The 21956-nt window shown below is 68.4% G+C and carries 28 protein-coding genes; 17 read left to right on the top strand and 11 right to left on the bottom strand.

The window, feature by feature from the left end; genetic code table 11:
* The 3 genes from AC3DEZ_RS11330 to AC3DEZ_RS11320 all read left to right on the top strand — a co-directional run.
* Positions 1-487: hypothetical protein (locus tag AC3DEZ_RS11330; protein WP_488388288.1), on the top strand; the 487-nt coding region annotated here is incomplete at its 5' end.
* Between the two features lie 10 nt (positions 488-497).
* A complete protein-coding gene (locus AC3DEZ_RS11325) occupies positions 498-1067 on the top strand; it encodes a hypothetical protein (RefSeq protein ID WP_488388287.1) in 570 nt (189 codons plus the stop codon).
* A gap of 162 nt (positions 1068-1229) precedes the next feature.
* Entirely contained in the window at positions 1230-1928 is a 699-nt protein-coding gene (locus AC3DEZ_RS11320; protein ID WP_488388286.1) for a hypothetical protein, read from the top strand.
* A 58-nt stretch (positions 1929-1986) separates the two neighbouring features.
* Here AC3DEZ_RS11320 and AC3DEZ_RS11315 read toward each other — a convergent pair whose 3' ends face one another.
* From AC3DEZ_RS11315 to AC3DEZ_RS11305, 3 genes are read right to left on the bottom strand one after another with little or no spacing between them, the layout of a single operon-like run.
* The gene (locus AC3DEZ_RS11315) at positions 1987-2253 is read right to left on the bottom strand and encodes an acylphosphatase (RefSeq protein ID WP_488388285.1); all 267 of its coding nucleotides are present in this window, start codon (positions 2251-2253) and stop codon (positions 1987-1989) included.
* On the bottom strand, positions 2253-2837 hold the full coding sequence (locus tag AC3DEZ_RS11310) for a TlpA family protein disulfide reductase (protein WP_488388284.1): 585 nt from the start codon (positions 2835-2837) through the stop codon (positions 2253-2255). The genes AC3DEZ_RS11315 and AC3DEZ_RS11310 overlap by 1 nt, the downstream gene beginning before the upstream one ends.
* A complete protein-coding gene (locus AC3DEZ_RS11305) occupies positions 2834-4111 on the bottom strand; it encodes a YihY family inner membrane protein (RefSeq protein WP_447105290.1) in 1278 nt (425 codons plus the stop codon). Before AC3DEZ_RS11305 ends, AC3DEZ_RS11310 begins: the two co-directional genes overlap by 4 nt.
* A gap of 91 nt (positions 4112-4202) precedes the next feature.
* Between AC3DEZ_RS11305 and wrbA the strand changes: the two genes are divergently transcribed.
* Genes wrbA through AC3DEZ_RS11285 form a run of 4 tightly spaced genes read left to right on the top strand, consistent with a single transcriptional unit; the run spans position 4203 to position 6397 of the window.
* Positions 4203-4802 (top strand): NAD(P)H:quinone oxidoreductase, encoded by a 600-nt coding sequence (gene wrbA, locus AC3DEZ_RS11300; protein WP_488388283.1) that lies wholly within the window; start codon positions 4203-4205, stop codon positions 4800-4802.
* Positions 4799-5140, top strand: a complete 342-nt coding sequence (locus AC3DEZ_RS11295) for a DUF2069 domain-containing protein (protein WP_488388282.1) — start codon at positions 4799-4801, stop codon at positions 5138-5140. Before wrbA ends, AC3DEZ_RS11295 begins: the two co-directional genes overlap by 4 nt.
* Positions 5137-5910, top strand: coding sequence for a hypothetical protein (locus AC3DEZ_RS11290; protein WP_488388281.1), 774 nt, complete (start codon positions 5137-5139; stop codon positions 5908-5910). The genes AC3DEZ_RS11295 and AC3DEZ_RS11290 overlap by 4 nt, the downstream gene beginning before the upstream one ends.
* 1 nt (position 5911) lies before the next feature.
* The gene (locus tag AC3DEZ_RS11285) at positions 5912-6397 is read left to right on the top strand and encodes an asparaginase domain-containing protein (RefSeq protein ID WP_447103133.1); all 486 of its coding nucleotides are present in this window, start codon (positions 5912-5914) and stop codon (positions 6395-6397) included.
* A gap of 32 nt (positions 6398-6429) precedes the next feature.
* Here AC3DEZ_RS11285 and AC3DEZ_RS11280 read toward each other — a convergent pair whose 3' ends face one another.
* Positions 6430-7779 (bottom strand): aminotransferase-like domain-containing protein, encoded by a 1350-nt coding sequence (locus AC3DEZ_RS11280; RefSeq protein ID WP_488388303.1) that lies wholly within the window; start codon positions 7777-7779, stop codon positions 6430-6432.
* 160 nt (positions 7780-7939) lie between these two features.
* On the opposite strand from AC3DEZ_RS11280, the gene AC3DEZ_RS11275 reads away from it, so the two are divergent.
* Complete coding sequence (locus AC3DEZ_RS11275; protein ID WP_488388280.1) at positions 7940-8803, top strand: DMT family transporter; 864 nt, start codon at positions 7940-7942, stop codon at positions 8801-8803.
* Positions 8804-8881: 78 nt separating this feature from the next.
* Here AC3DEZ_RS11275 and AC3DEZ_RS11270 read toward each other — a convergent pair whose 3' ends face one another.
* A complete protein-coding gene (locus AC3DEZ_RS11270; protein ID WP_488388279.1) occupies positions 8882-9988 on the bottom strand; it encodes a branched-chain amino acid aminotransferase in 1107 nt (368 codons plus the stop codon).
* A 50-nt stretch (positions 9989-10038) separates the two neighbouring features.
* Positions 10039-10590: a putative Fe-S cluster assembly protein SufT gene (gene sufT / locus AC3DEZ_RS11265; protein WP_488388278.1), complete on the bottom strand. Its 552-nt coding sequence runs from the start codon at positions 10588-10590 to the stop codon at positions 10039-10041.
* A gap of 107 nt (positions 10591-10697) precedes the next feature.
* Here sufT and AC3DEZ_RS11260 point away from each other — a divergent pair, with 107 nt between their 5' ends.
* Both AC3DEZ_RS11260 and AC3DEZ_RS11255 read left to right on the top strand, forming a co-directional pair.
* Positions 10698-11117 carry a hypothetical protein gene (locus AC3DEZ_RS11260; RefSeq protein WP_488388277.1) on the top strand — a complete coding sequence of 140 codons (420 nt, stop codon included), beginning with the start codon at positions 10698-10700 and terminating at the stop codon, positions 11115-11117.
* A gap of 36 nt (positions 11118-11153) precedes the next feature.
* Entirely contained in the window at positions 11154-11618 is a 465-nt protein-coding gene (locus AC3DEZ_RS11255; protein ID WP_488388276.1) for a hypothetical protein, read from the top strand.
* Positions 11619-11636: 18 nt separating this feature from the next.
* Here the strand turns inward: AC3DEZ_RS11255 and AC3DEZ_RS11250 are convergent, their stop codons facing one another.
* Both AC3DEZ_RS11250 and AC3DEZ_RS11245 read right to left on the bottom strand, forming a co-directional pair.
* The gene (locus AC3DEZ_RS11250) at positions 11637-13094 is read right to left on the bottom strand and encodes an NAD(P)(+) transhydrogenase (Re/Si-specific) subunit beta (protein ID WP_488388275.1); all 1458 of its coding nucleotides are present in this window, start codon (positions 13092-13094) and stop codon (positions 11637-11639) included.
* Positions 13091-13399 (bottom strand): NAD(P) transhydrogenase subunit alpha part 2, encoded by a 309-nt coding sequence (locus AC3DEZ_RS11245; RefSeq protein WP_447103140.1) that lies wholly within the window; start codon positions 13397-13399, stop codon positions 13091-13093. Before AC3DEZ_RS11245 ends, AC3DEZ_RS11250 begins: the two co-directional genes overlap by 4 nt.
* 177 nt (positions 13400-13576) lie before the next feature.
* On the opposite strand from AC3DEZ_RS11245, the gene AC3DEZ_RS11240 reads away from it, so the two are divergent.
* The 4 genes from AC3DEZ_RS11240 to AC3DEZ_RS11225 are packed head-to-tail and all read left to right on the top strand — an operon-like array spanning position 13577 to position 15301.
* Entirely contained in the window at positions 13577-13912 is a 336-nt protein-coding gene (locus AC3DEZ_RS11240) for a hypothetical protein (RefSeq protein WP_488388274.1), read from the top strand.
* Between the two features lie 3 nt (positions 13913-13915).
* Positions 13916-14494, top strand: coding sequence for an RNA polymerase sigma factor (locus AC3DEZ_RS11235; RefSeq protein WP_488388273.1), 579 nt, complete (start codon positions 13916-13918; stop codon positions 14492-14494).
* Positions 14491-14844 carry a hypothetical protein gene (locus tag AC3DEZ_RS11230; RefSeq protein ID WP_488388272.1) on the top strand — a complete coding sequence of 118 codons (354 nt, stop codon included), beginning with the start codon at positions 14491-14493 and terminating at the stop codon, positions 14842-14844. The genes AC3DEZ_RS11235 and AC3DEZ_RS11230 overlap by 4 nt, the downstream gene beginning before the upstream one ends.
* Before the next feature lie 4 nt (positions 14845-14848).
* Complete coding sequence (locus AC3DEZ_RS11225; protein ID WP_488388271.1) at positions 14849-15301, top strand: DUF3106 domain-containing protein; 453 nt, start codon at positions 14849-14851, stop codon at positions 15299-15301.
* Between the two features lie 40 nt (positions 15302-15341).
* Here AC3DEZ_RS11225 and AC3DEZ_RS11220 read toward each other — a convergent pair whose 3' ends face one another.
* Positions 15342-16430 carry an NAD(P) transhydrogenase subunit alpha gene (locus tag AC3DEZ_RS11220; RefSeq protein ID WP_488388270.1) on the bottom strand — a complete coding sequence of 363 codons (1089 nt, stop codon included), beginning with the start codon at positions 16428-16430 and terminating at the stop codon, positions 15342-15344.
* A gap of 70 nt (positions 16431-16500) precedes the next feature.
* Positions 16501-18780 carry a DUF1631 domain-containing protein gene (locus AC3DEZ_RS11215; protein WP_488388269.1) on the bottom strand — a complete coding sequence of 760 codons (2280 nt, stop codon included), beginning with the start codon at positions 18778-18780 and terminating at the stop codon, positions 16501-16503.
* Between the two features lie 152 nt (positions 18781-18932).
* On the opposite strand from AC3DEZ_RS11215, the gene AC3DEZ_RS11210 reads away from it, so the two are divergent.
* The 3 genes from AC3DEZ_RS11210 to AC3DEZ_RS11200 are packed head-to-tail and all read left to right on the top strand — an operon-like array spanning position 18933 to position 21057.
* Positions 18933-19517 carry a nitroreductase family protein gene (locus AC3DEZ_RS11210; protein WP_488388268.1) on the top strand — a complete coding sequence of 195 codons (585 nt, stop codon included), beginning with the start codon at positions 18933-18935 and terminating at the stop codon, positions 19515-19517.
* Positions 19507-20430, top strand: coding sequence for a 5'-3' exonuclease (locus AC3DEZ_RS11205; protein WP_488388267.1), 924 nt, complete (start codon positions 19507-19509; stop codon positions 20428-20430). Before AC3DEZ_RS11210 ends, AC3DEZ_RS11205 begins: the two co-directional genes overlap by 11 nt.
* A 60-nt stretch (positions 20431-20490) precedes the next feature.
* Positions 20491-21057 carry an NUDIX hydrolase gene (locus tag AC3DEZ_RS11200; RefSeq protein ID WP_488388266.1) on the top strand — a complete coding sequence of 189 codons (567 nt, stop codon included), beginning with the start codon at positions 20491-20493 and terminating at the stop codon, positions 21055-21057.
* 10 nt (positions 21058-21067) lie between these two features.
* Here AC3DEZ_RS11200 and AC3DEZ_RS11195 read toward each other — a convergent pair whose 3' ends face one another.
* Positions 21068-21946: a LysR family transcriptional regulator gene (locus tag AC3DEZ_RS11195; protein ID WP_488388265.1), complete on the bottom strand. Its 879-nt coding sequence runs from the start codon at positions 21944-21946 to the stop codon at positions 21068-21070.
* Positions 21947-21956 lie beyond the last annotated feature (10 nt).

Below are 21956 nucleotides of genomic sequence, written 5' to 3'. Positions count from 1 at the left end.
GGTGCCCGAGGACCCGGCCCAGTTCGTCGTGCACCGCTCCGAGCAGCACATGCGCGGGCTGTATGGCACCGGCCGCTACGACCGGCAAGGCGAACGTGGGCAGGTGGACCTGCTGGGACCGGCGGCCCCGTGCCGGACCGAGGCGGTGAGTCACTGCCGGCAGAAGGGACCCGTCGACGAGCAGTTGGAGAACGCGGTGGAGCGCCAGCCGCGCCCCACCTCGGCGGCCCCGCCCGGGCGCGGGCCGGAGGCGGTGTTCCTGGACGGGGTGGTGGGGCGGTTGTACCGCAGCCTGTTGACCGGCGATGACCGGGGGCTGTCGGCGGCCATCGACGACTACCTGCGTCATCCGACCAGCCAGTCGTTCCGTGACGCCGTCGCGCTGGGGCAGGCGCGCCTGGACGCGCAGGCGGCACCGACGCGCCCGGACCCGCCGCAGGCCGAACCCGCGCCACCGGTCCATGCGCCGCATGTCATGCGTCGATAGGAACAGGAACATGGCTTTGGAAGATACCGAACGTCTTGTCGTTGAACTCGCGACCGTCACCCGACTGCTGGAACAGCGCAGCGAATCCGCCGTGCAACAGGTGCAGCAGGTGGCAAGGGTTCTGGACGAAAGCGCGCGCCTGTTGATCGCCCAGACCGGTGGTCTGACGCAGGAAATGGCTCAGGCTCTGCGGCAGCAGGCCGGTGAGATGTTCTGGCAGGGCATCGGCAACAGCGTGGAGCAACTCCGACAGCAACTGGGTACCGCCGCGAGTGCGGCGACCTCGGCGGCCAGCGCGCTGGAAGAGCAGCGCAGGGCACTACAACAGGAACGGCGCACCTGGCTCTGGCTCGGCTGCGGCGCCTTGCTGGTGGGTAGTGTCCTTGCGGTGTCCGCTTCCGGTTATGCCGTCATGCAAAGCCGCAAGGAAGTACGGCAGAACCAAATCAAAACCGAACTCCTGCGGGCTTACAACCAGGCGGACGTGACCCTGTGCGGCGAGCGGCTGTGCGCCAACGTGGACGACAAAGCAGCACGTACCGGCGAACGGAAGCAATATCGTGTGGTGAAGGACAGATAGGCGCGAACTCGCGGAAATTGCATCCCTCCTTGCAAACACGCCACAAGACCTGTCACGCAGGACTGAACACTGCCCATGCGGAATGTGCGTTACATGACGGTTTTCACTACCGATTCAGTCCACTCCTCCAAGACTCGCCGCACCCGGAAAAGGAGTGCCTCCATGAACGTCACCCTCCATCGTTCCAAGCCGCTGCTGGCGTTGTGCGCCGGCCTGCTGCTCGCCACCGCTTCCGCCGCGCATGCGCAGGTGGTCGGCTACAACTTCCGCACCGGCGACGCCTGGGTGGACACGCGCCTGATCGAGATCAACGACTATGGTTCGCGTTACCGCGAGCCCTTCATCGACGAGATGAACGGCTACTACGGCGCGCCGCGCTCGCTGGTGACGGATCTGTTCGGCCGTCGCTGGTCGGCCGGCGACATCTATTACGCCTGCGCCATCGCGCACATCCTGCGCCTGCCATGCATCGACGTGGTTCACGAGTACGAGCGCAATCCCGGCCAGGGCTGGGGTGCGATCGCCAAGCGCATGGGCATCAAGCCGGGTTCGTCGGAATTCCATGCACTGAAGAACGGCTTCTCCCACACCTATGATCGTTGGGGATATCCGGTCGCGGTGGATCGCAACGTCCACGTCGACTGGTCCAAGCACGGTCCGGGCAAGGGCAAGCCGGCGCGCACGGGCAATGGGAACGGCGGCAGCAAGGGCGCCGCGCGTCCGGCTCAGGGCCAAGGCGCGTCCGACAAGGGCAAGAGCCGCGGCGGCGACCATGGACCGGCGCAGGGAAGTGGCAAGGGCAAGGGCCACGGGCAGGGCGGACAGGGACAGGGCAAGGAAAAAGGCAACGGCAAGAAGTAGGCCGAGCGATCCTCCATGAAAAAAGGCGGCCATCGGCCGCCTTTTTTCTGTTCGCGCATCAACCGACCTCGAAACCCGGTGGCACCTGCGCAGTCCATTGCGACCGTTCGACCCGATCCACCCGCGCCTGCGGCGGCCCATGGTGCAGCCATCCGGCCAGTGTCTCGATGGCGTCCGGCTCACCGGCCGCGATCACTTCCACCCGACCGTCCTCCAGATTCCGCGCGATGCCGGCCAGCCCCAACCGGCGTGCCTGCTCACGGGTGGAGGCGCGGAAAAACACGCCCTGCACCCGGCCTTCGATCAGGAAGCGCGCCGCGAGCATCAACCTGCCTTGCCGGGAGACTGCGCCATCAGCGTTTCCAGGTCGTGCGCGGTGACGGGTCCGGCGAATGCCTTGGCGACCTTGCCGTCCGGCGAGATCAGATAGGTGGTGGGCAATCCGCGCGGGGTCGCGAAGTCGGCCGGCGGCGCCATCACATCGATGATCGCGATGGGATAGACCACCGGATGTTCCTTGAGGAAGGCCTGCATGTCGGCCGGTGTGATGTCCTCGTAGGCCAGGCCAATGACCTGCACGTCCTCGCGCATCGCGTCCAGCGCCGACAGTTCCGGCATTTCCTTCAGGCAGGGGGCGCACCATGTCGCCCAGAAATTGACCACCACCCATTTGCCGCGCCGGGCGGACAGGTCGAACCGGCCGCCGTCGACGGTGTCGACCGCCAGTGTCGGAATCTCCGCGGTCGTCTCGCGGATTTGCATGCCGTTGCCGGCATCCGCCGCGGGCGCTTCCGCGGCCGGCTTCGGTTCACCGGTTGCGGGTGCGGTCGCGGGTGCGGCCGGCGTCGAAGGTTTGCAGCCAGCCAGCGCCAGCATGGCCATCAGCAGGATTGTCGGCACCGCTCTCATCGATTGTCCTCGTTGGAATCCAGATAGATCTCGCTGACCCGGCGCTTCAGCAGTTCGCGCAGCGGCACCCGCAGGTCATCCAGCGCACGGCGCGCGGCGACGCCCAGCGAATCGTCGCGGCACGGCAGGTGCGCTTCGGCGATCGGGATGCGCAGCTGGCAGGCTTCGTACAGTTCGGCCAGGCTCATGTCGTCCAGGTCTCGCGACAGCAGCCACTCGCCCTCCTCCGCCCGTCGCAGCAGATTGATGTCGGCCAACTGGCCGAGCATCTGCTGGATCAGCGAGTCGGTCAGCATCGGCTCCAGCGCCAGGATCTGATCGCTGTGCAGCCCCTGTCCCCGCGCGCGCGCTTCGTTGAAGCGGCCGAGCATGCGCAGCAGGCCATAGATTTCGTATCCCAGCGGCAGCCGCATCGACACCGGCTGGTAGCGGAACGCCGCCATCGCCGAGGCCAGCGACGCTCCCATCAGGATCGCCACCCAGCACAGGTAGATCCACATCAGCAGGATCGGCACCGCGGCGAAGGTGCTGTAGATCTTCTGGTAGGTGTTGAAGCTGCCCAGGTACAGGCCCAGTCCCCACTTGACCAGTTCCAGCAGTGCCGTGGCCAGCAACGCGCCCGCCATCGCGTAGCGCAGCTTGATGGTCCGGTGCGGCACCACCCGATAGATCATGGTGATGGCGGCGAATTCGATCAGCAGCGGCGCCAGGGTCAGCACGAAGGTACGCAGCACCTGCCCTTCGCTGGTCGCGAACAACGGCAGGGCGAAGAAGCGGGCCGACATCGCCAGCGATGCCGCCGCCACCAGCGCGCCCAGCGTCAGCACGGTCCAGTACACCAGGAAACGGCCGAACTTCGGCCGCGACGAGGCTACCCGCCAGATCCGGTTGAAGGTCGCCTCGACGCTGTTGAGCGTGATCAGCAGGGAAATCACCAACACGATCACGCCCACCGCCGTGAGCTGGCCCGCGCTGGCGGAGAACTGGCGGATGTAGATCTCGGCCGAGCGCGCCGCGTTGGGCACGAAGTTGGAGAAGATGTAGTCACTGAGCTGGTCGCTCCAGCGATCGAACACCGGGAAGGCCGACAGCACCCCGAACACAACCATCGCCAGGGGCACCAGCGCGAACAGCGTGGTGTAGGCCAGCGACGCCGCGGCCTGGAACAGCCGATCGTCGAGGAAGCGCTTGGCCAGGAAGCGGAAGAAGGTACCGGCGCGTGCGCGGTCGCGCAGGCGGTCGGTCCAGCGATTGACGGAATCCAGTGGCTCCATGACGCGGGAAGGGTAACCGATGCGTCCGCGACGCGACATCGCCGCGTCGCTCGGGGGATACTAGGCGGCCCTGACGCGAACGGACCGACGCATGGCCGAGATCCTGGTGCTCTACTACAGCCGCGGCGGCTCCGTGGCCCGCCTGGCCCGGCAGATCGCGCGCGGCATCGGCGAGGTCGAGGGCATGGCCGCCCGCCTCCGGACCGTGCCGCCGGTCGCCCCGATCACCCAGCAGACCGCCCCGCCGGTACCGGAAGACGGCGCGCCCTACGTGGAAGCGCGCGATCTGGCCGAATGCGCCGGCCTGATCCTCGGCAGCCCCACCCGCTTCGGCAACATGGCGGCACCACTCAAGCATTTCATCGACGGGCTGGGCGCGGAATGGGCCAGCGGCACCCTGGTCGACAAGCCCGCCGCGGTGTTCACCTCCACCGCCACCCAGCACGGCGGCCAGGAATCGACCCTGTTGTCGATGCAGCTGCCGCTGCTGCATCACGGTTGTGTGCTGGTCGGGATTCCGTTCACCGAAACGCTGCTGAGCACCACCCGCACCGGTGGTTCGCCCTACGGCGCCAGCCATGTGGCCGGCGGCAGCGACGATCCCGTGCTCAGTGACGACGAAGCCGCGCTGGCGCGCTCGCTCGGCCGGCGCGTGGCCGATGTCACGCGACGGCTGGGGGGTGCGCGATGACGGCGCGTCCGCGCATCCCGTCCGCACTGATGCTGCTGGCGCTGGCGGCGCTGTACGCGCTGTGGTTCCGCGGCGATCGCCACTACCTGGCGGTGCTTCTGGTGTTCTGCCTGCCACCGTTGCTGCTGGCGCTGGGACATTTTCTGCATCGGCCGCGGGCACCTTACTGGGCGGGCGTGTTCGCGCTGTTCTGGTTCGCCCATGCGGTGATGGTCGCGTGGTCGCGGCCGGCCGAGGCCGGCTATGCGTGGGGCGGGATCACACTGTCGGTGGGCATCGTGCTGGCCACCAGCTGGCCGGCGCTGCGCGCCCGCTTCGGCCGCAAGGCCGCGCCGTGAGCCCGCGCGGCGGGCAGCGGCACTTCCCGCGCTGGCCGGTGCTGCTTCTGCTGTCGCTGTGCGCGGCGTCGCCCGCGTTCGCCGATGAAGAGGGGGACGAATGCCAGCCGCGCGAACAGGTGGTCACCCAATCGGATGGCTCGCGCCTGCGCCTCGCGGTTCGATGCGATGCGGCCAGTGAAGCCGGCGCGTCGCCGGCCCGGTTCGAGGTGGCGGTCGCCGCGCCGGGCGGCTCGCGGTTCGAGACGGCACTGGTGCTGGGGACCGACGCCATGGAAGAACCCCTGCGTGACGTCGATCTGGTCGACATCGACCAGGACGGCTTCTTCGAAGTGGAAGCGCGCGGCATGTGCGGGGCAGGCCCGAACTGCCTGGGCGATCTCTATCGCCAGGATCCGGCGACCGGGAAACTCTTCCATTTCTTCAGCGGCGGCTACGCGGAACTGCGGGTGATCGACGACCACCTGATCGAATCCGGACGCGCCAGCTGCTGCGCCTGGGAGCACCACGCCTGGCCGCTGGGCGGTCCGCCGCGCCTGCGCGACTACGACAACATGGCGCTGATGATCACCATCGGCGCGGATATCGCGAGCGAGGACGAGGATGCACCCGCCCGCTGCACGTTCAGCCGCAGGAACGGCGATAATTGGCAGGTTGTCGCGCCCCCGGGCGCGGCGTGGCTGACGCTGTGCGACGTGTACGGTGACGGCTATCACCTGGTCACCCCCGAAGAAGCGCTCGCGGATGCCGCGACCGCGCAGGAGCCCTGAGATGGAAGAACTGCTGATCGTCACCACCGGCGGCACGATCGACAAGATCTACTTCGACGACAAGTCCGACTATCAGATCGGCGATCCGCAGATCGGCCAGATCCTGAAGGAACTGGGCGTGACGTTCCGCTTCACCGTCATCCCGATCATCCGCAAGGACTCGCTGCACATCAACGACGAGGATCGCGAACTGATCCGCGCCACCGTCGCCGCGCAGCCCGCGCGCCACGTGCTGATCACCCATGGCACCGATTCGATGGTGCAGACCGGCCATGTGCTCACATCCATTCCGGACAAGACCATCGTGATGACCGGCGCGCTCAATCCGGCCCGCTTCCGCGGCTCGGACGCGGAGTTCAACATCGGTTGCGCGGTCGGGGCCGTGCAGTCGCTGCCGTCGGGCGTCTACATCGCGATGAACGGTCGCATCTGGGATCCGGCCAAGGTTCGCAAGAACGTCGCCGCCAATCGCTTCGAGGCGATCTGATCGCGACGTGACGATCGGGCGCTGGTGGCTGTTCAGCCCGCCAGTGCCCGCTTCAGACCCGCGTGAACACGCGGGTCAAGCGACTGGGCGACGTTGAAGCGCATGAAACCTCCCGCCTGCGGCGACAGGCTGAAGGCGTTGCCGGGCGCGAGCACCATGCCCTCCTCCAGGCAGGCGCGTGCCAGGCGTGCGGCGTCCACGCCGTCGGGAAGCCGGCACCACAGGAACATGCCCGCCTGCGGCGTCAGCCAGGGCGTGATGCCGAGCGCCGCCAGTCGCGGCAGGGTCTTTTCCCTGGCCTCCGCCAATCGCGTCCGCACCGCCTCCATGTGCCGACGGTAACCGCTGTCGGTCAACGCCACGAGCAGAAGATCGGCGGCAAGCCGACTGCCACCGAAACCGGTGGCGAGCTTGAGGTCGGCCAGCGCGTCGATCCAGTCGGCGCGCGCGGCGATGTAACCGCAGCGCAGCGATGCCGACAGGGTCTTGGAGAAACTGCCGATCTGGATCACCCGTGAAAGGCCGTCGAAAGCGGCCAGCCGGGGCGCGGGACTGGTTTCGAAGTCGGCGAAAATGTCGTCCTCGACGATGACCAGATCCGAGTTCTCCGCGAGCTTCAGCAGGCGGTGCGCGGTCACCGGCGACAGTGTTGCGCCGGTGGGATTGTGCGGTCCCGAATTGGTGAGGTAGAGCCGGGGCGCGTGGGCCTGCAACGCGGCCGCGAATGCATCCAGATCCGGTCCGGTCGGCGTGTACGGCACGCTGACGACCTTCACCCGATGCGCCTTCAGCAGCGCATGGAAGTTGAAGTAGCAGGGATCATCCACCAGCACGGTGTCGCCGGGTTCCAGCAGGAACCTGCCGATCAGATCGATGGCGTGCGTACCGGAATCGCTCAGCAGGATCTGATCCGGCGAGGCATCCACGCCATGTCCGGCCAGGCGCCGGGCGAGCAGTTGGCGCAGGGGCGGCAGGCCGAGCGGCGTGGCGTAGTCGGCGAGCGAGACGGCATCCGCTCGCGCCACCGCGCGCAGCGCGCGGCGCATGCCCGCTTCGTACATCCACGCGGCCGGCAGCCAGCCGCAGCCGGGCTTGAGCATCGCCGCATCGGTCTCCAGCGACTGCCGCGAAATCCAGAGCGGATCGACTTCCCGATCGAGCCGGGGCCCCATTTCCGCCAGCGCCAGCGGCGCGGTCGGCCCGGCGACGTAGAAGCCGGAGCCGGGACGCGAGGCGATGATGCCTTCGGCCCCCAGCCGCTCGTAGGCTTCGACCACCGTGGAGACCGAGACCTGCATGGCCTTCGCCTGCGCGCGAACCGAAGGCAGCCGCGCGCCCGGTACGTAGGAACGCGCGGCGATCCGCGACCGGATGGCCGCCATCACCTGATCGATGCGGGTGCCCCGCTGCCGGTTCGTCACGCTGTACGCTCCAACCGTATGGCCTTTGAAGGGATAACAGTTACTTCGGATTGTACTGGACTGTATCTGGGGCGCGTGGCGGCGGCGTGGTCCACTGGCGCCATTCTCCGAGAGGCGGGCAATGGACAAGACGGGCAGCGGCTGGATCAACGGTTTCATCGGGGTGGTGATCTTCGCCGGCTCGCTGCCGGCCACCCGGGTGGCGGTGCTGGCTCTGGATCCGGTGTTCCTGACCGGCGCCCGCGCCGCGATCGCCGGCCTGCTCGCATTGCTGCTGCTGTGGGCATTCCGCCAGCCGCGCCCTGACCGGACCGATCTGCCCTCGCTGGCGGTGGTGGTGCTGGGCGTGGTGGTCGGCTATCCGTTGCTGAGCGCGCTGGCCCTGCAACACGTCTCCTCGGCGCACACGATCGTGTTCGTCGGGTTGCTGCCGTTGAGCACCGCGCTCTTCGGGGTACTGCGCGGTGGCGAACGACCCAAGCCGGTGTTCTGGCTGTTCTCGGTGCTGGGCAGTCTCTGCGTGGCGGGCTATGCGCTCCTGCACGACGCGGCGGCCTCCTGGGCCGGCGATCTGCTGATGGTGGCCGCGATCCTCGTCTGCGGCCTGGGCTACGCCGAAGGCGCGCGGCTGTCACGCCGGCTGGGCGGCTGGCAAGTGATCTGCTGGGCGCTGGTGCTCTCGCTGCCGGTCGTGTTGCCGATCACGCTGGCGTCGCGGCCGGCATCGTTCGCACCGGTGGGCATGCCGGCGTGGATCGGGCTGGCCTATGTCTCGCTCTTCAGCATGCTGATCGGCTTCGTGTTCTGGTATCGCGGATTGGTGCAGGGCGGAATCGCCGCGGTCGGACAGCTGCAACTGCTGCAGCCGTTCTTCGGGCTCGCGCTGGCCGCGCTGCTGCTCGGCGAAACGGTGAGCTGGGCGATGCTCGCGGTGACCCTGGGCGTGGTGGCCTGCGTGGCGGGTGCGAAGAAGTTCGCGGCCTGACACCGCCGCACCGATGCTCCAAAAAATGAAAAGGCCGGGCAATGCCCAGCCTTTTCGTCATTCCGCTGGCGCCGCGTTTCAACCGCTCAGCTTGACCAGCCAGCCGTGGCGATCGGGAATCTTGCCGTACTGGATGTCGGTCAGTTCCTTGCGGATCGCCATGGTCACCTCGCCGGCCGGCGCGCTCGCGTCGCCCACCGAGAAATCACGCCCCTTCAGCTCGCCGATCGGGGTGATCACCGCCGCGGTACCGCAGGCGAACACTTCGGCGATCTCGCCCGAGGCCACACCCTGCTTCCACTCGTCGATGGAGACCTTGCGCTCCTCGACCTTGTGGCCGCGATCGCGGGCCAGCTGCAGGATGCTGGAGCGGGTCACGCCTTCCAGGATGCTGCCGGACAGTTCCGGAGTGACGATGGTGCCGTCCTTGTAGACCAGGAACACGTTCATGCCGCCCAGTTCTTCCAGGTACTTGCCCTCGACCGGATCCAGGAACAGGACCTGCGAGCAGCCCTGCGCCTGTGCTTCCTGCTGCGGCAGCAGCGAGGCGGCGTAGTTGCCGCCGCATTTGGCCGCGCCGGTGCCGCCCTTGGCGGCGCGCGCGTAGTCGGTGGACAGCCAGATCGAAACCGGTGCCACGCCCTTTGCGAAATACGCGCCGGCCGGGCTGGCGATGACGTAGTAGCCCGCCTTCTGCGCGGCGCGTACGCCGAGGAAAGCCTCGGTGCCGATCATGAAGGGTCGGAAATACAGGCTGGTTTCCGCTGCGCCCGGCACCCAATCGGCGTCCACGGCGATCAGCTGGCGCAGCGATTCGGTGAACTCGGCCACCGGCAGTTCCGGCATCGCCAGGCGGCGCGCGGAGCGCTGCAGGCGCGCACCGTTGGCGTCGGGGCGGAAGGTCCAGATCGAACCATCCGCATGACGATACGCCTTGATGCCTTCGAAGATTTCCTGGCCGTAATGCAGCACGGAAGCAGCCGGATCCAGCGGCAGCGGACCGTAGGGACGCACCTGCGCGTCGTGCCAGCCCTGCGCCTTGTCCCATTCGATGGCGACCATGTGGTCGGTGAAATGCAGACCGAAACCCGGCGCGGCGAGAATCTTCTCGCGCTCGGCGGCGCTGCGGGCCTGGGCGGAGCGTTCGACCCGATAGACCAGGGGGGCGGCGTTGGCGACGTTCATCACTTGCTTCCTGTATTCCACTGCGAAAAAGAAAAAGCGCGCGCGGGCGCTCAGAGCATGCCGGTTTCCAGCTTGGCGGCTTCCGACATCATGTGCCGGCCCCATGGCGGGTCGAACACGAGTTCCACGTCCGCCTCGACGACGGTGGGAATCATCTCCAGTTTGCTGCGCACGTCGTCGACCAGGATCTCGCCCATGCCGCAACCGGGCGCGGTCAGGGTCATCTTCACCTCGACCTCGCGCTGGCCGTCGTCGCGATGGTTCAGCCTGGCCTCGTAGACCAGTCCCAGATCGACGATGTTGAACGGGATTTCCGGATCGAAACAGGTGCGCAGCTGCTGCCATACCATCTGCTCGACCTCGTCGTCGCTGGCGTTGACCGGCAGGCTCAGCGGTTCGGTCGGTTCCTTGCCGATGGCGTCGGCGTCCTGGCCGGCGATGCGGAACAGATTGCCTTCCACGAACACCGTGTAGCTGCCACCCAGCGCCTGGGTGATGTAGCCATACGTGCCGGCGGGCAGGGTCACGCTCTCGCCCTGCGGCACCAGCACCGCGGGGCAATCACGCTCGAATTGGACGGGTTCACTGCTGCGGGAATACATGCCGTTCACATGGGGGCGCGTGGGGGGCGCGCAAGGCCGATATTGTATCGCGGCAGCCCCGGCGAAGCCGGCAGGCCGTATCCTTGGCGGCCCTTGCCGGAGCCTTCATGCCACCCGCCTCCCCTTCCGCATCCTCCGCCCGCTGGCTGGCACCATTCATTCTGCTGCTCGGCGGACTGTGCTTCAGCCTGATCTGGGTGCTGCTGGCGCTCTACCTGGGCCGCCAGTCGGGATGGATGGCGCTGCTCGCCGCCGTGGACGCCGCGTTGCTGCTGCGCTTCGCCGGGGTCCGGCCGGGCGCGCGGCGGGCCACCGTGGCCGCGCTCGCGACCCTGGCCATGGTCCTGTTGGCCAACTGGTTCATCATGGCCAGCCAACTGGGCTTCGCGCTCGGCCTGCTGCCCTGGGAATCGGCGCTGCGGCTGGGGCCCTCCCACGCCTGGACGCTGGCCCAGCTCGCCAACGGAACGCTGGATCGCGCCTGCCTGCTGGCCTCCCCCCTGTTGGCCGCCTGGCTGGCGAAGTAGCATCCAGCGCATTCCTTGCCTGCGGGAGCGGTGCGAATGAGCCTGGCTGGATCTTCCCTGCGTTGGCGTTGGGTGTTGGCGGGCGGTGTGTTCGTCGCCACCCTGGACGCGCTGTTCGCGACCGGTTTCTGGCAACTGCGCAACGACATTCCCGCCCAGCGGATTTTCCAGTCGATCGCCGCCGGACTGCTCGGCGAGGCCAGCTTCGAAGGTGGCGCGGCCACCGCCTGGCTCGGTGCGGCGCTGCACTATGGCATCGCCATCGTGATGGTGGCGGTCTACGCGCTGGTGGCGCGCCGGCTGCCTCGGCTGATCGCGAATCCGTGGTCCTCGGGACTCGTCTATGGCGCTCTGCTGTACGGGGTGATGACCTATGTGGTGGTGCCGCTGTCGGCGGCTTCGCTATCGCCGGGAGTCCCGGCGTGGGTCGCGGCCAGCATCGCCATGCACCTGCTCATCGGCCTGCTGTGCGCCGCGTTCGCGCGACGCGCCCTGCGCTGACGACCGCGGACGGACGGCTCAGTGGCCGCCGCCGTCCAGCGCCTTCAACTCGCTGACCAGCGCGCTCGCCACCTCCGCGCCATCGCCGTACAGCATGCGGGTGTTGTCGGCGTAGAACAGCGCGTTCTCGATGCCGGCGAAACCGGTACCCTTGCCGCGCTTGATCACGATGGTGTTGCGGCTGTTGACCACATCGAGGATCGGCATGCCGTAGATGGGACTGGCCGGATCGGTCTTCGCCACCGGGTTGACCACGTCGTTGGCACCGATCACCAGCGAGACGTCGGTGTTGGCGAACTCCGGATTGATGTCGTCCATGTCCGCGATCAGATCGTAGGGCACGCCCGCCTCGGCCAACAGCACGTTCATGTGCCCGGGCATGCGACCGGCGACCGGATGGATGGCGAACTTCACCTTCACTCCGCGATCGATCAGCTTCTGCGCCAGTTCCCAGATCTTGTGCTGGGCCTGCGCCACCGCCATGCCGTAGCCGGGCACGATCACCACGCGCTCGGCGAACGCCATCATCGCGGCGACATCACCGGCCTCGATGGGCTTCTGCGAACCGGAAATCTCCTGCGCCTGCCCGCCGCCGCCGAAATTGGAGAACAGCACGTTGCGGATGGGCCGGTTCATCGCCTTGGCCATCAGCCGGGTCAGCAGGATGCCGGCCGCGCCGACCATCATGCCGGCGATGATCAACGCCTCGTTGCCCAGCACATAACCCTCGAACGCCACCGCCAGTCCGGTGAAGGCGTTGTACAGCGAAATCACCACCGGCATGTCGGCGCCGCCGATCGGCAGCGTCATCAGCACGCCCAGCGCGAGCGCCACCACGAAGAACGCGATGATGTACGGCGCCGACAGCGTGTACGCCGCCCAACCGCCAAGCGCCAGCATGGCGATGAATACCAGCAGGTTGAAGATCTGCTGGCCGGGGAACACCACCCGCTTGTCCAGTCGTCCGTCGAGCTTGGCCCATGCGATGACCGAACCCGACAGCGAGACCGCGCCGATCGCCGAACCGATCACCGCCAGCGCCAGGGTGGTCGCATCCGGCTGGCGCGCGGCCAGCGCGGCGATCGCCGACTCGCTCCAGTGGCTGGTGTCGCGATGGACCAGGAAGGAGAAACGCAGCAGTTCCACCGCGCCGATCGCCGCCGCCGAACCGCCGCCCATGCCGTTGTAGAGCGCGACCATCTGCGGCATGTCGGTGATCGGCACCTGCTTGCCGGAGACCCAGGCCACCGCGGTGCCGATCGCGACCGCCGCGATGATCAGCGGGACATTGTGCAGATCGGGCAGGAAGAAGGTCGCGACCGTGGCGATCAGCATGCCCAGGCCGGCCCAGCGGATGCCGCTGCGCGCGGTCAGCGGGGACGCCATGCGCTGCAGGCCGAGCAGGAACAGGGTCGCGGCGACCAGATAGCTGGCCTTGACCAGGAAGGACAGCAGTTCGGGCAGGGTCCAGCTCATCGCTTGCCCTCCTTGCCCGCCTGCGGCTTGCTGGACTTGAACATCTCCAGCATGCGTTCGGTCACCACGTAGCCGCCGGCGGCGTTGCCGGCGCCCAGCAGCACGGCGAGGAAGCCGATGGCCTTTTCCAGGGTGGAATCCGCATGGCCCAGCACCACCATCGCACCGATCAGCACGATGCCATGGATGAAGTTGGAGCCGGACATCAGCGGGGTGTGCAGGATGACCGGCACCCGGGAAATGATCACATGCCCGGCGATCGCCGCCAGCATGAAGATGTACAAGGCCACGAAACCGTCGTTCATCCACGCACTCCCAGATTGTCGTTGCGCCAGCGGGTCGCGCCGCGGCGTTTCCGCATCATAACCGCACCTGAACCCGGCGGAAGCCCGATGCGCGCCTGTCAACGCCGGCACTCTTGGCGCGTTCCCTCCATCGCAACACCGCAGCGCCCGCCCACGACCCGCCTCGAGGCCATCGACATGAACCGCCGCATTCCGCTGTGCCTGGCCCTACTGATGTCCGCCGCCGCCACCTCCGCCTTCGCCGCCGATCCCGGCGAACGGATCGACCGCCGCCTGGAAGCGCGCGGGGATCGCATCGAACATCGCCTGGACGCTCGCGGAGACCGCATCGAATGGCGGTTCGATCGCCGCGCCGAGCGCGCCGCCGCGCATGGCCATCCACGCACCGCCGCCCGCCTGGACGCCCGGGGCAATCGAATCGACCGCCATCTGGATCGCCGTGGCGACCGCATCGAGGCGCGGCTGGACCACCGGGGCGACCGGATCGCGCGTCGCTGGGACCGCCGGAGCTAAGCTGTGCTGGTGAGCCCCGGACCCGGAACCGAACCCGATGTCGCGACGACGCCCCCGGCGGCGTCGATTGCGGTATCACTGGATCAGTTCCTGGCCGGCATCGGCACCCGCGCGTTCCGTTTCGCCGAGGCGGGCCTGCGCAGTCGCGACGACGCGCTGGACGCGGTGCAGGACGCCATGATGAAAATGCTCGGCTACCGCGAGCGCCCCGCCGCCGAGTGGACGCCGTTGTTCTGGAGCATCCTGCGGCGGAAGATCGTCGACGTGCAGCGCCGCCAGCGTTTCCGCCTGCGTTGGCTGCGGCCGGAGGCCGAAGGCGAGGCCGAGGCGTCGCTGGACTGGGCCGATGCCGCGCAGCCCGGTCCGTCGCAATCGCACGAGCAGCGCGAAGCCTATGCGCGGCTGGTGCAGGCCCTGCGCGGCCTGCCCGCGCGCCAGCGTGAAGCCTTCACCCTGCGCGTGCTGGAAGAACTGGACGTTGCCGATACCGCCCGCGCGATGGGTTGTTCGGAAGGTTCGGTGAAGACCCACCTGTCGCGCGCGCGCGAGGCGCTGCAGAAGCAATTGGAGGAGTACCGATGAATCCGGCCCAGCAACATGATTTCGACAGCCGCGCGCGCCAGGCCCACGCCGCCGCGCTCACGCAGCTGTCGCCGCAGACCCTGACCCGCCTGCGCGCTGCGCGCCGGCAGGATCCGTCGGCGTCGCGGCGCGCGTGGCCATGGCTGGCGGCCACCGCGTTCAGTGGCGTGCTGGCGGTGATGGTTGGCCTGCAGTGGCTGCCATCGTCGCCGACGCCCGCGGCCGACGAGCCCGCTGTCGCCGCGAACGCGTCGGATGCGGCACTTCCAGCCAATACCCTGCTCGATGAAAATCCCGATTTGTACCTGTGGCTGGCCTCGTCCGAGGCACCGCCGCTGGCGATGGAGTAAACCGATGAAGACCCGTTACCCGCGTGTTTCCGTGCTGTCCCTGCTCTTTCTGGGCCTGTTCTGGGCCGGCCAGTCGCTGGCGCAGCAGGCGGCCCCGGCGCCTGCGCCGCTGCCCGAGTGGGACAAACTGACGCCGCAGCAGCGCGAAACCCTGATCGCGCCGCTGCGCGATCGCTGGAACAGCGATCCCCAGGGCCGGCCGCGGATGCTGGAGCACGGACACCGCTGGCAGCAGATGACACCGGAACAGCGGGCGCAGGCGCGTCGCGGCATGCACCGTTTCGAACACATGAATCCCGAGCAGCGCGACCGCGCGCGCGCGCTGTTCCTGCGCATGCGCGAGATGCCGCCCGAGCAGCGCGAGAAGCTGCGCGACGACTGGAAGAAGATGAGCCCGGAGCAGCGCCGCGCCTGGCTGGAGCAGCATCGTCCGAAGGACGACGCGCCCCATCCCTGACCGGCTCCCGGGTCAGTCCCGGTGACGGCGTCCGGCGGCGTCAGGCCACCGGTTCGGGCCAGCGGGTCTTCGCCAGCAGTTCGTCCTGCCAGTCGAAGTTGACCGCGCCGTCCTTGAGGAACAGCGACACGAAGTTCAGCACGTTGCGCGCGTACATCTCGCTGGCGTGCACTGCGCCCATGCTGGCGAGATTGAGCGGGCCGGCGACGGTGACGCCTTGGTGTTCGATGGTTTCGCCGGGGCGCGTGGCTTCGCAGTTGCCGCCCGTCTCGGCGGCGAGATCGACAATCACGCTGCCCGGCTTCATGCCTTCCACCATCGCGGTGGTGATGATTTTCGGCGCCGGCCTTCCGGGCACGGCGGCGGTGCAGACGATGACGTCCACGCCCTTGAGATGTTCGGCCAACCGGCGCTGCTGTTCGGCGCGCTCTTCATCGGTCAACTGGCGCGCGTAGCCGCCCTCGCCCGCCGCGCTCACGCCCAGATCCAGGAAGCGGCCCCCCAGCGACTCGATCTGCTCGCGGGTTTCCGGACGCACGTCGAAACCCTCGACCTGCGCACCCAGGCGCTTGGCGGTGGCGACCGCCTGCAGGCCGGCCACGCCGGCGCCGACGATCAATACCTTGGAAGGCCGGATGGTACCGGCCGCCGTGGTCAGCATCGGGAAGAACCGCGGCGCCAGCTGGGCCGCGATCAGCACGGCCTTGTAGCCGGCCATGCCCGCCTGCGAACTCAGCACGTCCATCGCCTGTGCGCGCGTCGTGCGCGGCAGGCGCTCCAGCGGAAACGCCAGCAGTCCACGTGCCTGGATGGCTTCGGCGCGCGCCGGATCGGCCTGCGGATGCAGCATGCCGATGAGTGCCGCGCCGGCCTTCAGGCCCGCCAGCGCGTCGGCGGAGGGCGGCTGCACGCACAACACCACGTCGGCGCTTGCGCGGGTGCCGGCATCGGCCGGTCGCGCACCGGCATCGACGTAGGCGCCATCGAGGAAACCGGCCGCGCGCCCGGCGTCGGTCTCGAACCGGACCGAAGCGCCTGCCGCCGCCATCTTCTTCACCGTCTCCGGGGTGGCGGCGACGCGCCGCTCGCCCGCCGCGGTTTCCTTCAGGACCAGAACCTCGACCGCCATGCCTACTCCGGTGCCGTTGTGTTGTCGGACCCGATGCTAGCAAATGCGGGGCGCCGCCGGGCGCCGCGGATCAAGGCGCGGTGCCGGGCCGCGCGACGGGTTCCAGACGATCGATCACGCCCTGCATGGCGCTGTCGAACGCATCTTCCTCGATGTGCCGGCGCAGCCGGCCCAGACGCACCATCGCCGCCAGTTCCTCCGGCGAGGCGACGCAGAAGCGCACACCCCGGCGATTGACGAACAGCAGGCGCGAGGAGATGGGACTGACCCAGGACAGCTTGCCCGGCTGCACCTTGTTGTCCTTGTCGATGAAGTCCAGCCATGTGCCGATGGCCAGCAGGCGGAAATGATCGGCGTCGGTGTGATCGAACTCGAGGGTGTCGGTTCCGCCGATGATCTGGATCGGGGTGTTCTCGTCTTCCGCCGGCTTGGGCAGGATGACCTGCGGCAACTCGGGAAGCGATTTCTGCAGATCCGGACGCGAGGCCGCGATCGCCTGCAAGGTGTCATGCAGCGCGTCGACCGCCCCATGCGCGGCATCGCTGTTCATGCCGACGCTGGCGAATACCTGTACCAGGCCGGGGCGCCAGGCCTGCAGCCACGGCTTGCCGATGATCTGGCGCTGGGCTTCGACCAGTTCCTCCAGCACCCCGTCGGCCAACACCAGCGCATCGCGCAGCGCGTTGCTGTCCTCGCCCTCGCGCAGCAGCGTCATGGTGACGTGGTGCGCCCATGGCTGGCGCAGGAATTCCTCGATGGCGCCCGGCAGGTCCCGGCCCTCGACGCGCGCGGACAGCTCGGCGTTCATGCGGGTGCGCGCGGTTTCCAGGCGCTCCTGGCCACGCTGGATCTCGGCGGCCCGGCGCTCGGCGATTTCGATGCGGCGGCGGTGCTGGTCCAGGAAGGCGCGGAACTCTTCTTCCAGGGTCAGGAAGATCGCCAGGTTCTCGTTGAACTCGGCCACCAGCCGGTCCACCACTTCCTCGACCTTGGTCAGCAGCGTGCGTTCGGCCGCGCTCTCGCCGTTGTTGCCCTCGCAGGCTTCCGCCAGCGCATTGAGCAGCCGGCGGGCCGGGTGGGTCTTCTGCACGAACATGCGCCGGTCCAGCAGCGCCACCTTGACGAAGGGCACCACCAGACGGCCAATCAGTTCGCGCGGCCGCCCTTCCAGATCCCGCTCGTCCAGCATCACGTCGAACAGCATGCCGACCAGGTCGATGGCGTCCTCGTCGACCGGCGCCAACCGGGCGGTGGATGGATCCACACCCAGTTGCGTGGCGCTGCTGAGCACTTCGTTCTTCAGGCGCTGCGCCAGCGACTCGCCGGTATCGCCAATCGCGGCCCGCAGGGTCGCGCTCGGGGTGGACTGCAGCAGCGACAGCACCGACAGCATTTCCCTCTGCGACAGATCGCGGGTACCGAGCGCGCCCCGCGCCGCCTCCTGGCCGCGTTGGCCGCGGGATTCCTGCAACAGGTGGTGCAGTGCCTCCAGCAGCACCGTCTGGGTGCCGGGCGCCTGTCCGTAACCCGCTTCTTCGGGATCGCTCCGGCTGCCGCCATGCACCTCGCGGAAACCGGCCATCCGGTTGACGAAACGCGCTGCCCAGGCGGGCGCATGCATTTCCTCGTCCTGGATCAGCGGTTCGCTGTCGAAACTCTCCGATCGCGGCGCCGGCGCGGGTGCAGGTTTGGGACTGGCGGCCAGTTCCGGCGCGACGCCGGCCCGCACCAGGCGCTGATCGAGCGCCTCGTAGATGCGGGCGACCAGCGGGACCAGCTCGCGCTCGCACAACTTCACCACGACCAGCCGGACTTCCAGCGTCAGATCACTGGTGCCGAAGGCGGAATGCACCGCGGCCCCGACATGCTCGGCGCCGATCGGATTGTGCTCGCCGTCGAGGGGAAGGCCCGCCAGCACGGACAGGCGGCGCTCCAGGCGCACCAGCACCTGCTTGCAGTCGCGGGCCAGCACCGCCGCCAGGTTGCGTGCCGCCAGCCGCGATTCCAGCTCCTGCTCGGTGACCAGGCTCAGCCCGGACGCATCGCCGCGCACCAGGACTTCCTCCGCCGACAGCGGCTGTCCGGCTTCCAGCGAGCGCCAGGCCTCCAGCAGGGCATCGCGGAACCGGCCGATGATTTCATCCCGGCGGCGGCGGAGTTCGCGCATCGCGTCGAGGAACGCCATCTGCGACGGACCGGCACGCTCGGCGCGGTCGAACAGCGCGTCATCGAAACGCCCCAGCGCCTGGGTGAACGCCTCGGCCAGCGGCGGCAGCACGGCATCGCGCGCCTGTCCGAGCAGGCGCGGGTCCGGTCCACTGCGAACGGTGGCGTGAGGGCTGTTCGTCATGCGCAAGGATCCCCGCCTTGGCAGGCGAAAGTTGCAAAAGACCTATTAAGGTCAGGCGACTCACACATCGTAGGAAATCCAGTGCGAACCTGGCGTGACCAGATCGGCACTTTGGCGCGGTGCAGCGGGATTGACAAGTTAAACTTGCCGGCATGTCCGCCGCCTCCCCCCTCCAGTTCCTCGACGATCGCCGCTCGGTGCCTTCGCGCCAGCTCGGCGAACCCGGGCCGGATCCGGCCACCCTGCGACGCATGCTGCAGTCGGCGGCCCGCGTTCCCGACCATGGCAAGCTCGTGCCGTTCCGGTTCCTGCACATCAGCGGTCCCGCGCGCCTGGCCCTGGGCGAGGCGTTGGCCGAACGCACCCTGGCCCGCGATCCGGAAGCGCCGGCCGCGGCGGTGGAGAAGGACCGCGCCCGGTTCTCCCACGCACCCGACATCGTCACCGTGATCGCGCGCCTGACGCCCGGCCACAAAGTGCCGGAACAGGAGCAGTTGCTGAGCGCGGGCAGCGCCTGCTTCGCCCTGCTGCAGGCCGCCCAGGCCCTGGGCTTCGGCGCGCAATGGCTGACCGGCTGGATGGCCTACGACGGGGTCGTGGCCAGGTTGCTGGGCCTGACCGCCAACGAACGCGTCGTCGGTTTCATCCACATCGGTACCCCGCGGATGGAAGCGCCGGAACGCGAGCGGCCCGACGTGGCCGATCTGCTCAGCGAATGGCGCCCCGATGGACGTTGAAGCCGTCCCGGCGCCGGGACGTCCGCTGTACCTGGTGGACGCCAGCCTCTACGTGTTCCGCGCCTGGCATTCCATGCCGGATGAATTCCACGATGCCGACGGCTGGCCCACCAACGCGGTCCATGGTTTCGCCCGCTTCCTGCTGGACCTGCTGGAAAAGGAACGCCCGCGGCACATCGCGATCGCCTTCGACGAGGCGCTGGACAGCTGTTTCCGCAACCGGATCTACCCGGCCTACAAGGCCAACCGCGATCCGGCGCCGGAAGAATTGCGTCGGCAGTTCGGCCACTGCAAGGCCCTGTGCGCCGCGCTGGGCCTGAGCGTACTGGCCCACCACGAGTACGAAGCCGACGACCTGATCGGCAGTGCCTTGCATGGCGCGCGCGCGGCCGGGTTCCGCGGCGTGATCGTTTCGGCCGACAAGGATCTCTCGCAGTTGCTGTGGGACCACGACGAGCAATGGGATTTCGCCCGGGGCCAACGCTGGGGCATGACCGGGGTGAAGGCGCGCCATGGCGTGGAGGCGCGGCAGATCGCCGACTATCTGGCCCTGGCCGGGGACGCGGTCGACAACATTCCCGGCGTGAGCGGCATCGGTGCCAAGAGCGCGGCGGTACTGCTGGCGCACTTCGGCAGCCTCGACACCCTGCTCGCCCGCATCGACGAAGTTCCGTTCCTGCGCTTGCGCGGCGCCGCCGGCATCGCCACCCGCCTGCGCGAGCAGCGGGAACATGCGCTGCTGTGGCGGCAGCTCACCACCATCTCGCTGGACGCGCCGCTGGGCACGCAGGAAGCGGAATTCGGGCGGGCGGTCGCCGACGGCGACGTGCTGCATGCCCTGTCCGAAGCGCTGCGATTCGGCCCCATGACGCGGCGCCGCCTGCTGGAGGCCGCCGGCCTTTCGGTCGCGTGATCGGTGCACGGCGCCGCCCGCCGCCTACAAAACGTCATCGCCAGCCGTTAGCATCGCGGCATGGATGACGCTTCCCGACACCGCAAGACCGCCACGCCCCGCACCGTCTACGAAGGCCGCTATCTGCGGATGGTCGAGCGTGGCACCTGGGAGTACTCGGAACGCACGCACAGCGGTGGGCTGGCGGCGATCATCATCGCGGTGACGCCCGACGATCGAGTGCTGTTCGTCGAACAGTTTCGTGTGCCGCTGCAGGCCAACACCATCGAGATGCCGGCCGGACTGGTCGGCGACATCGATGCCGGCGAATCCATCGAGGTCTCGGCGATCCGCGAACTGGAAGAGGAAACCGGCTGGACCGCCGCGCGCGCCGAAGTCCTGCTGATCGGCCCCACGTCTTCCGGCAGCAGCAGTGAGAAGGTGGCGTTCGTGCGCGCCACCGGCCTGAGCAAGGTCGGCCCGGGTGGCGGCGATGGCGACGAGGACATCACCGTCCACGAAATCCCGCGCATGGAAGCGGCAGCGTGGCTGACCGCGAAACTGCGCGAAGGCTACGAACTGGACGCCAAGCTCTGGGCCGGCCTGTGGATGATCGAACACAACCTGGACGGCACCTCGCGCGGCTAGCCGCCGCCGATCACGGCGATTCCGCCAGCAGCCGCTCCAGCATCCAGTTGGCCGCCGGTCCCAAGGGTCGCCGGCGCGACCAGATGATGTCCACCGCCTGGGTGCGCGGCCAACCGGTCACTTTCAGTTCCCGCAGCCGGCCACCGGCATAGCCATCAACCAGCCAGCGCGGCAGCTCGGCCCAGCCGAAACCGTGCACCGCCATTTCCAGCAACAGCAGATAATTCGGCGCGGTCCAGCGGCCGTCGCTTGCGGGCAACGCATCGTCCCGCGCTTCCGGTTGGCCCACCGTGCTCAATGCGAGCAGGCGCCAGTCGGCCAGATCCTCTACCCCCACGCGCGGCAATCGCGCCAGGGGATGATCCTGGCCGACGAACAGGGCGAACTCGGCCCGCTCGGCCACCGTCGCCCAGCCCAACTCCGGCGCGTAGTGTTCGCGCGCGGCCAGCAGCGCGAGGGTGGCGCGCCCCTCGTCGACCAGTTCGATCAGATCCTCGCGCTCGGCCAGCAGGCATTCGAATTCCAGGTCCGGGTAGCGTTCGGCCATTTCGGCCAGCAGCGCCTCGTAGCCGGCCGACTGGTAGGCGTCCGACAGTCCCAGGGTCACCCGCGCTTCGCGCCCGCCCGCCAGTTCCGCCGCCACCCGCTGCAGGCGATCGGAGGCCGCCAGAACCTGTTCCACCCGGCCCGCCAGCACCTGCCCGGCCTCGGTCAGGCGGGGTTGCCGGCCGGACCGATCGAACAGGGTGACGCCCAGATCGATTTCCAGCCGGGCGATGGCTTCGCTGACGGTGGACTGGCTTTTGCCCAGCCGGCGGGCCGCGGCGCTGAAGGAGCCCAGGGCCACCGCCTGAGCGAAGGCCTGCAGGGATTCGGGTGAGGGATTCATATATCGGTTT

This window comes from Pseudoxanthomonas sp. 134C1, from assembly GCF_057773065.1.
This window is presented reverse-complemented; position numbering and strand designations above follow the sequence as displayed.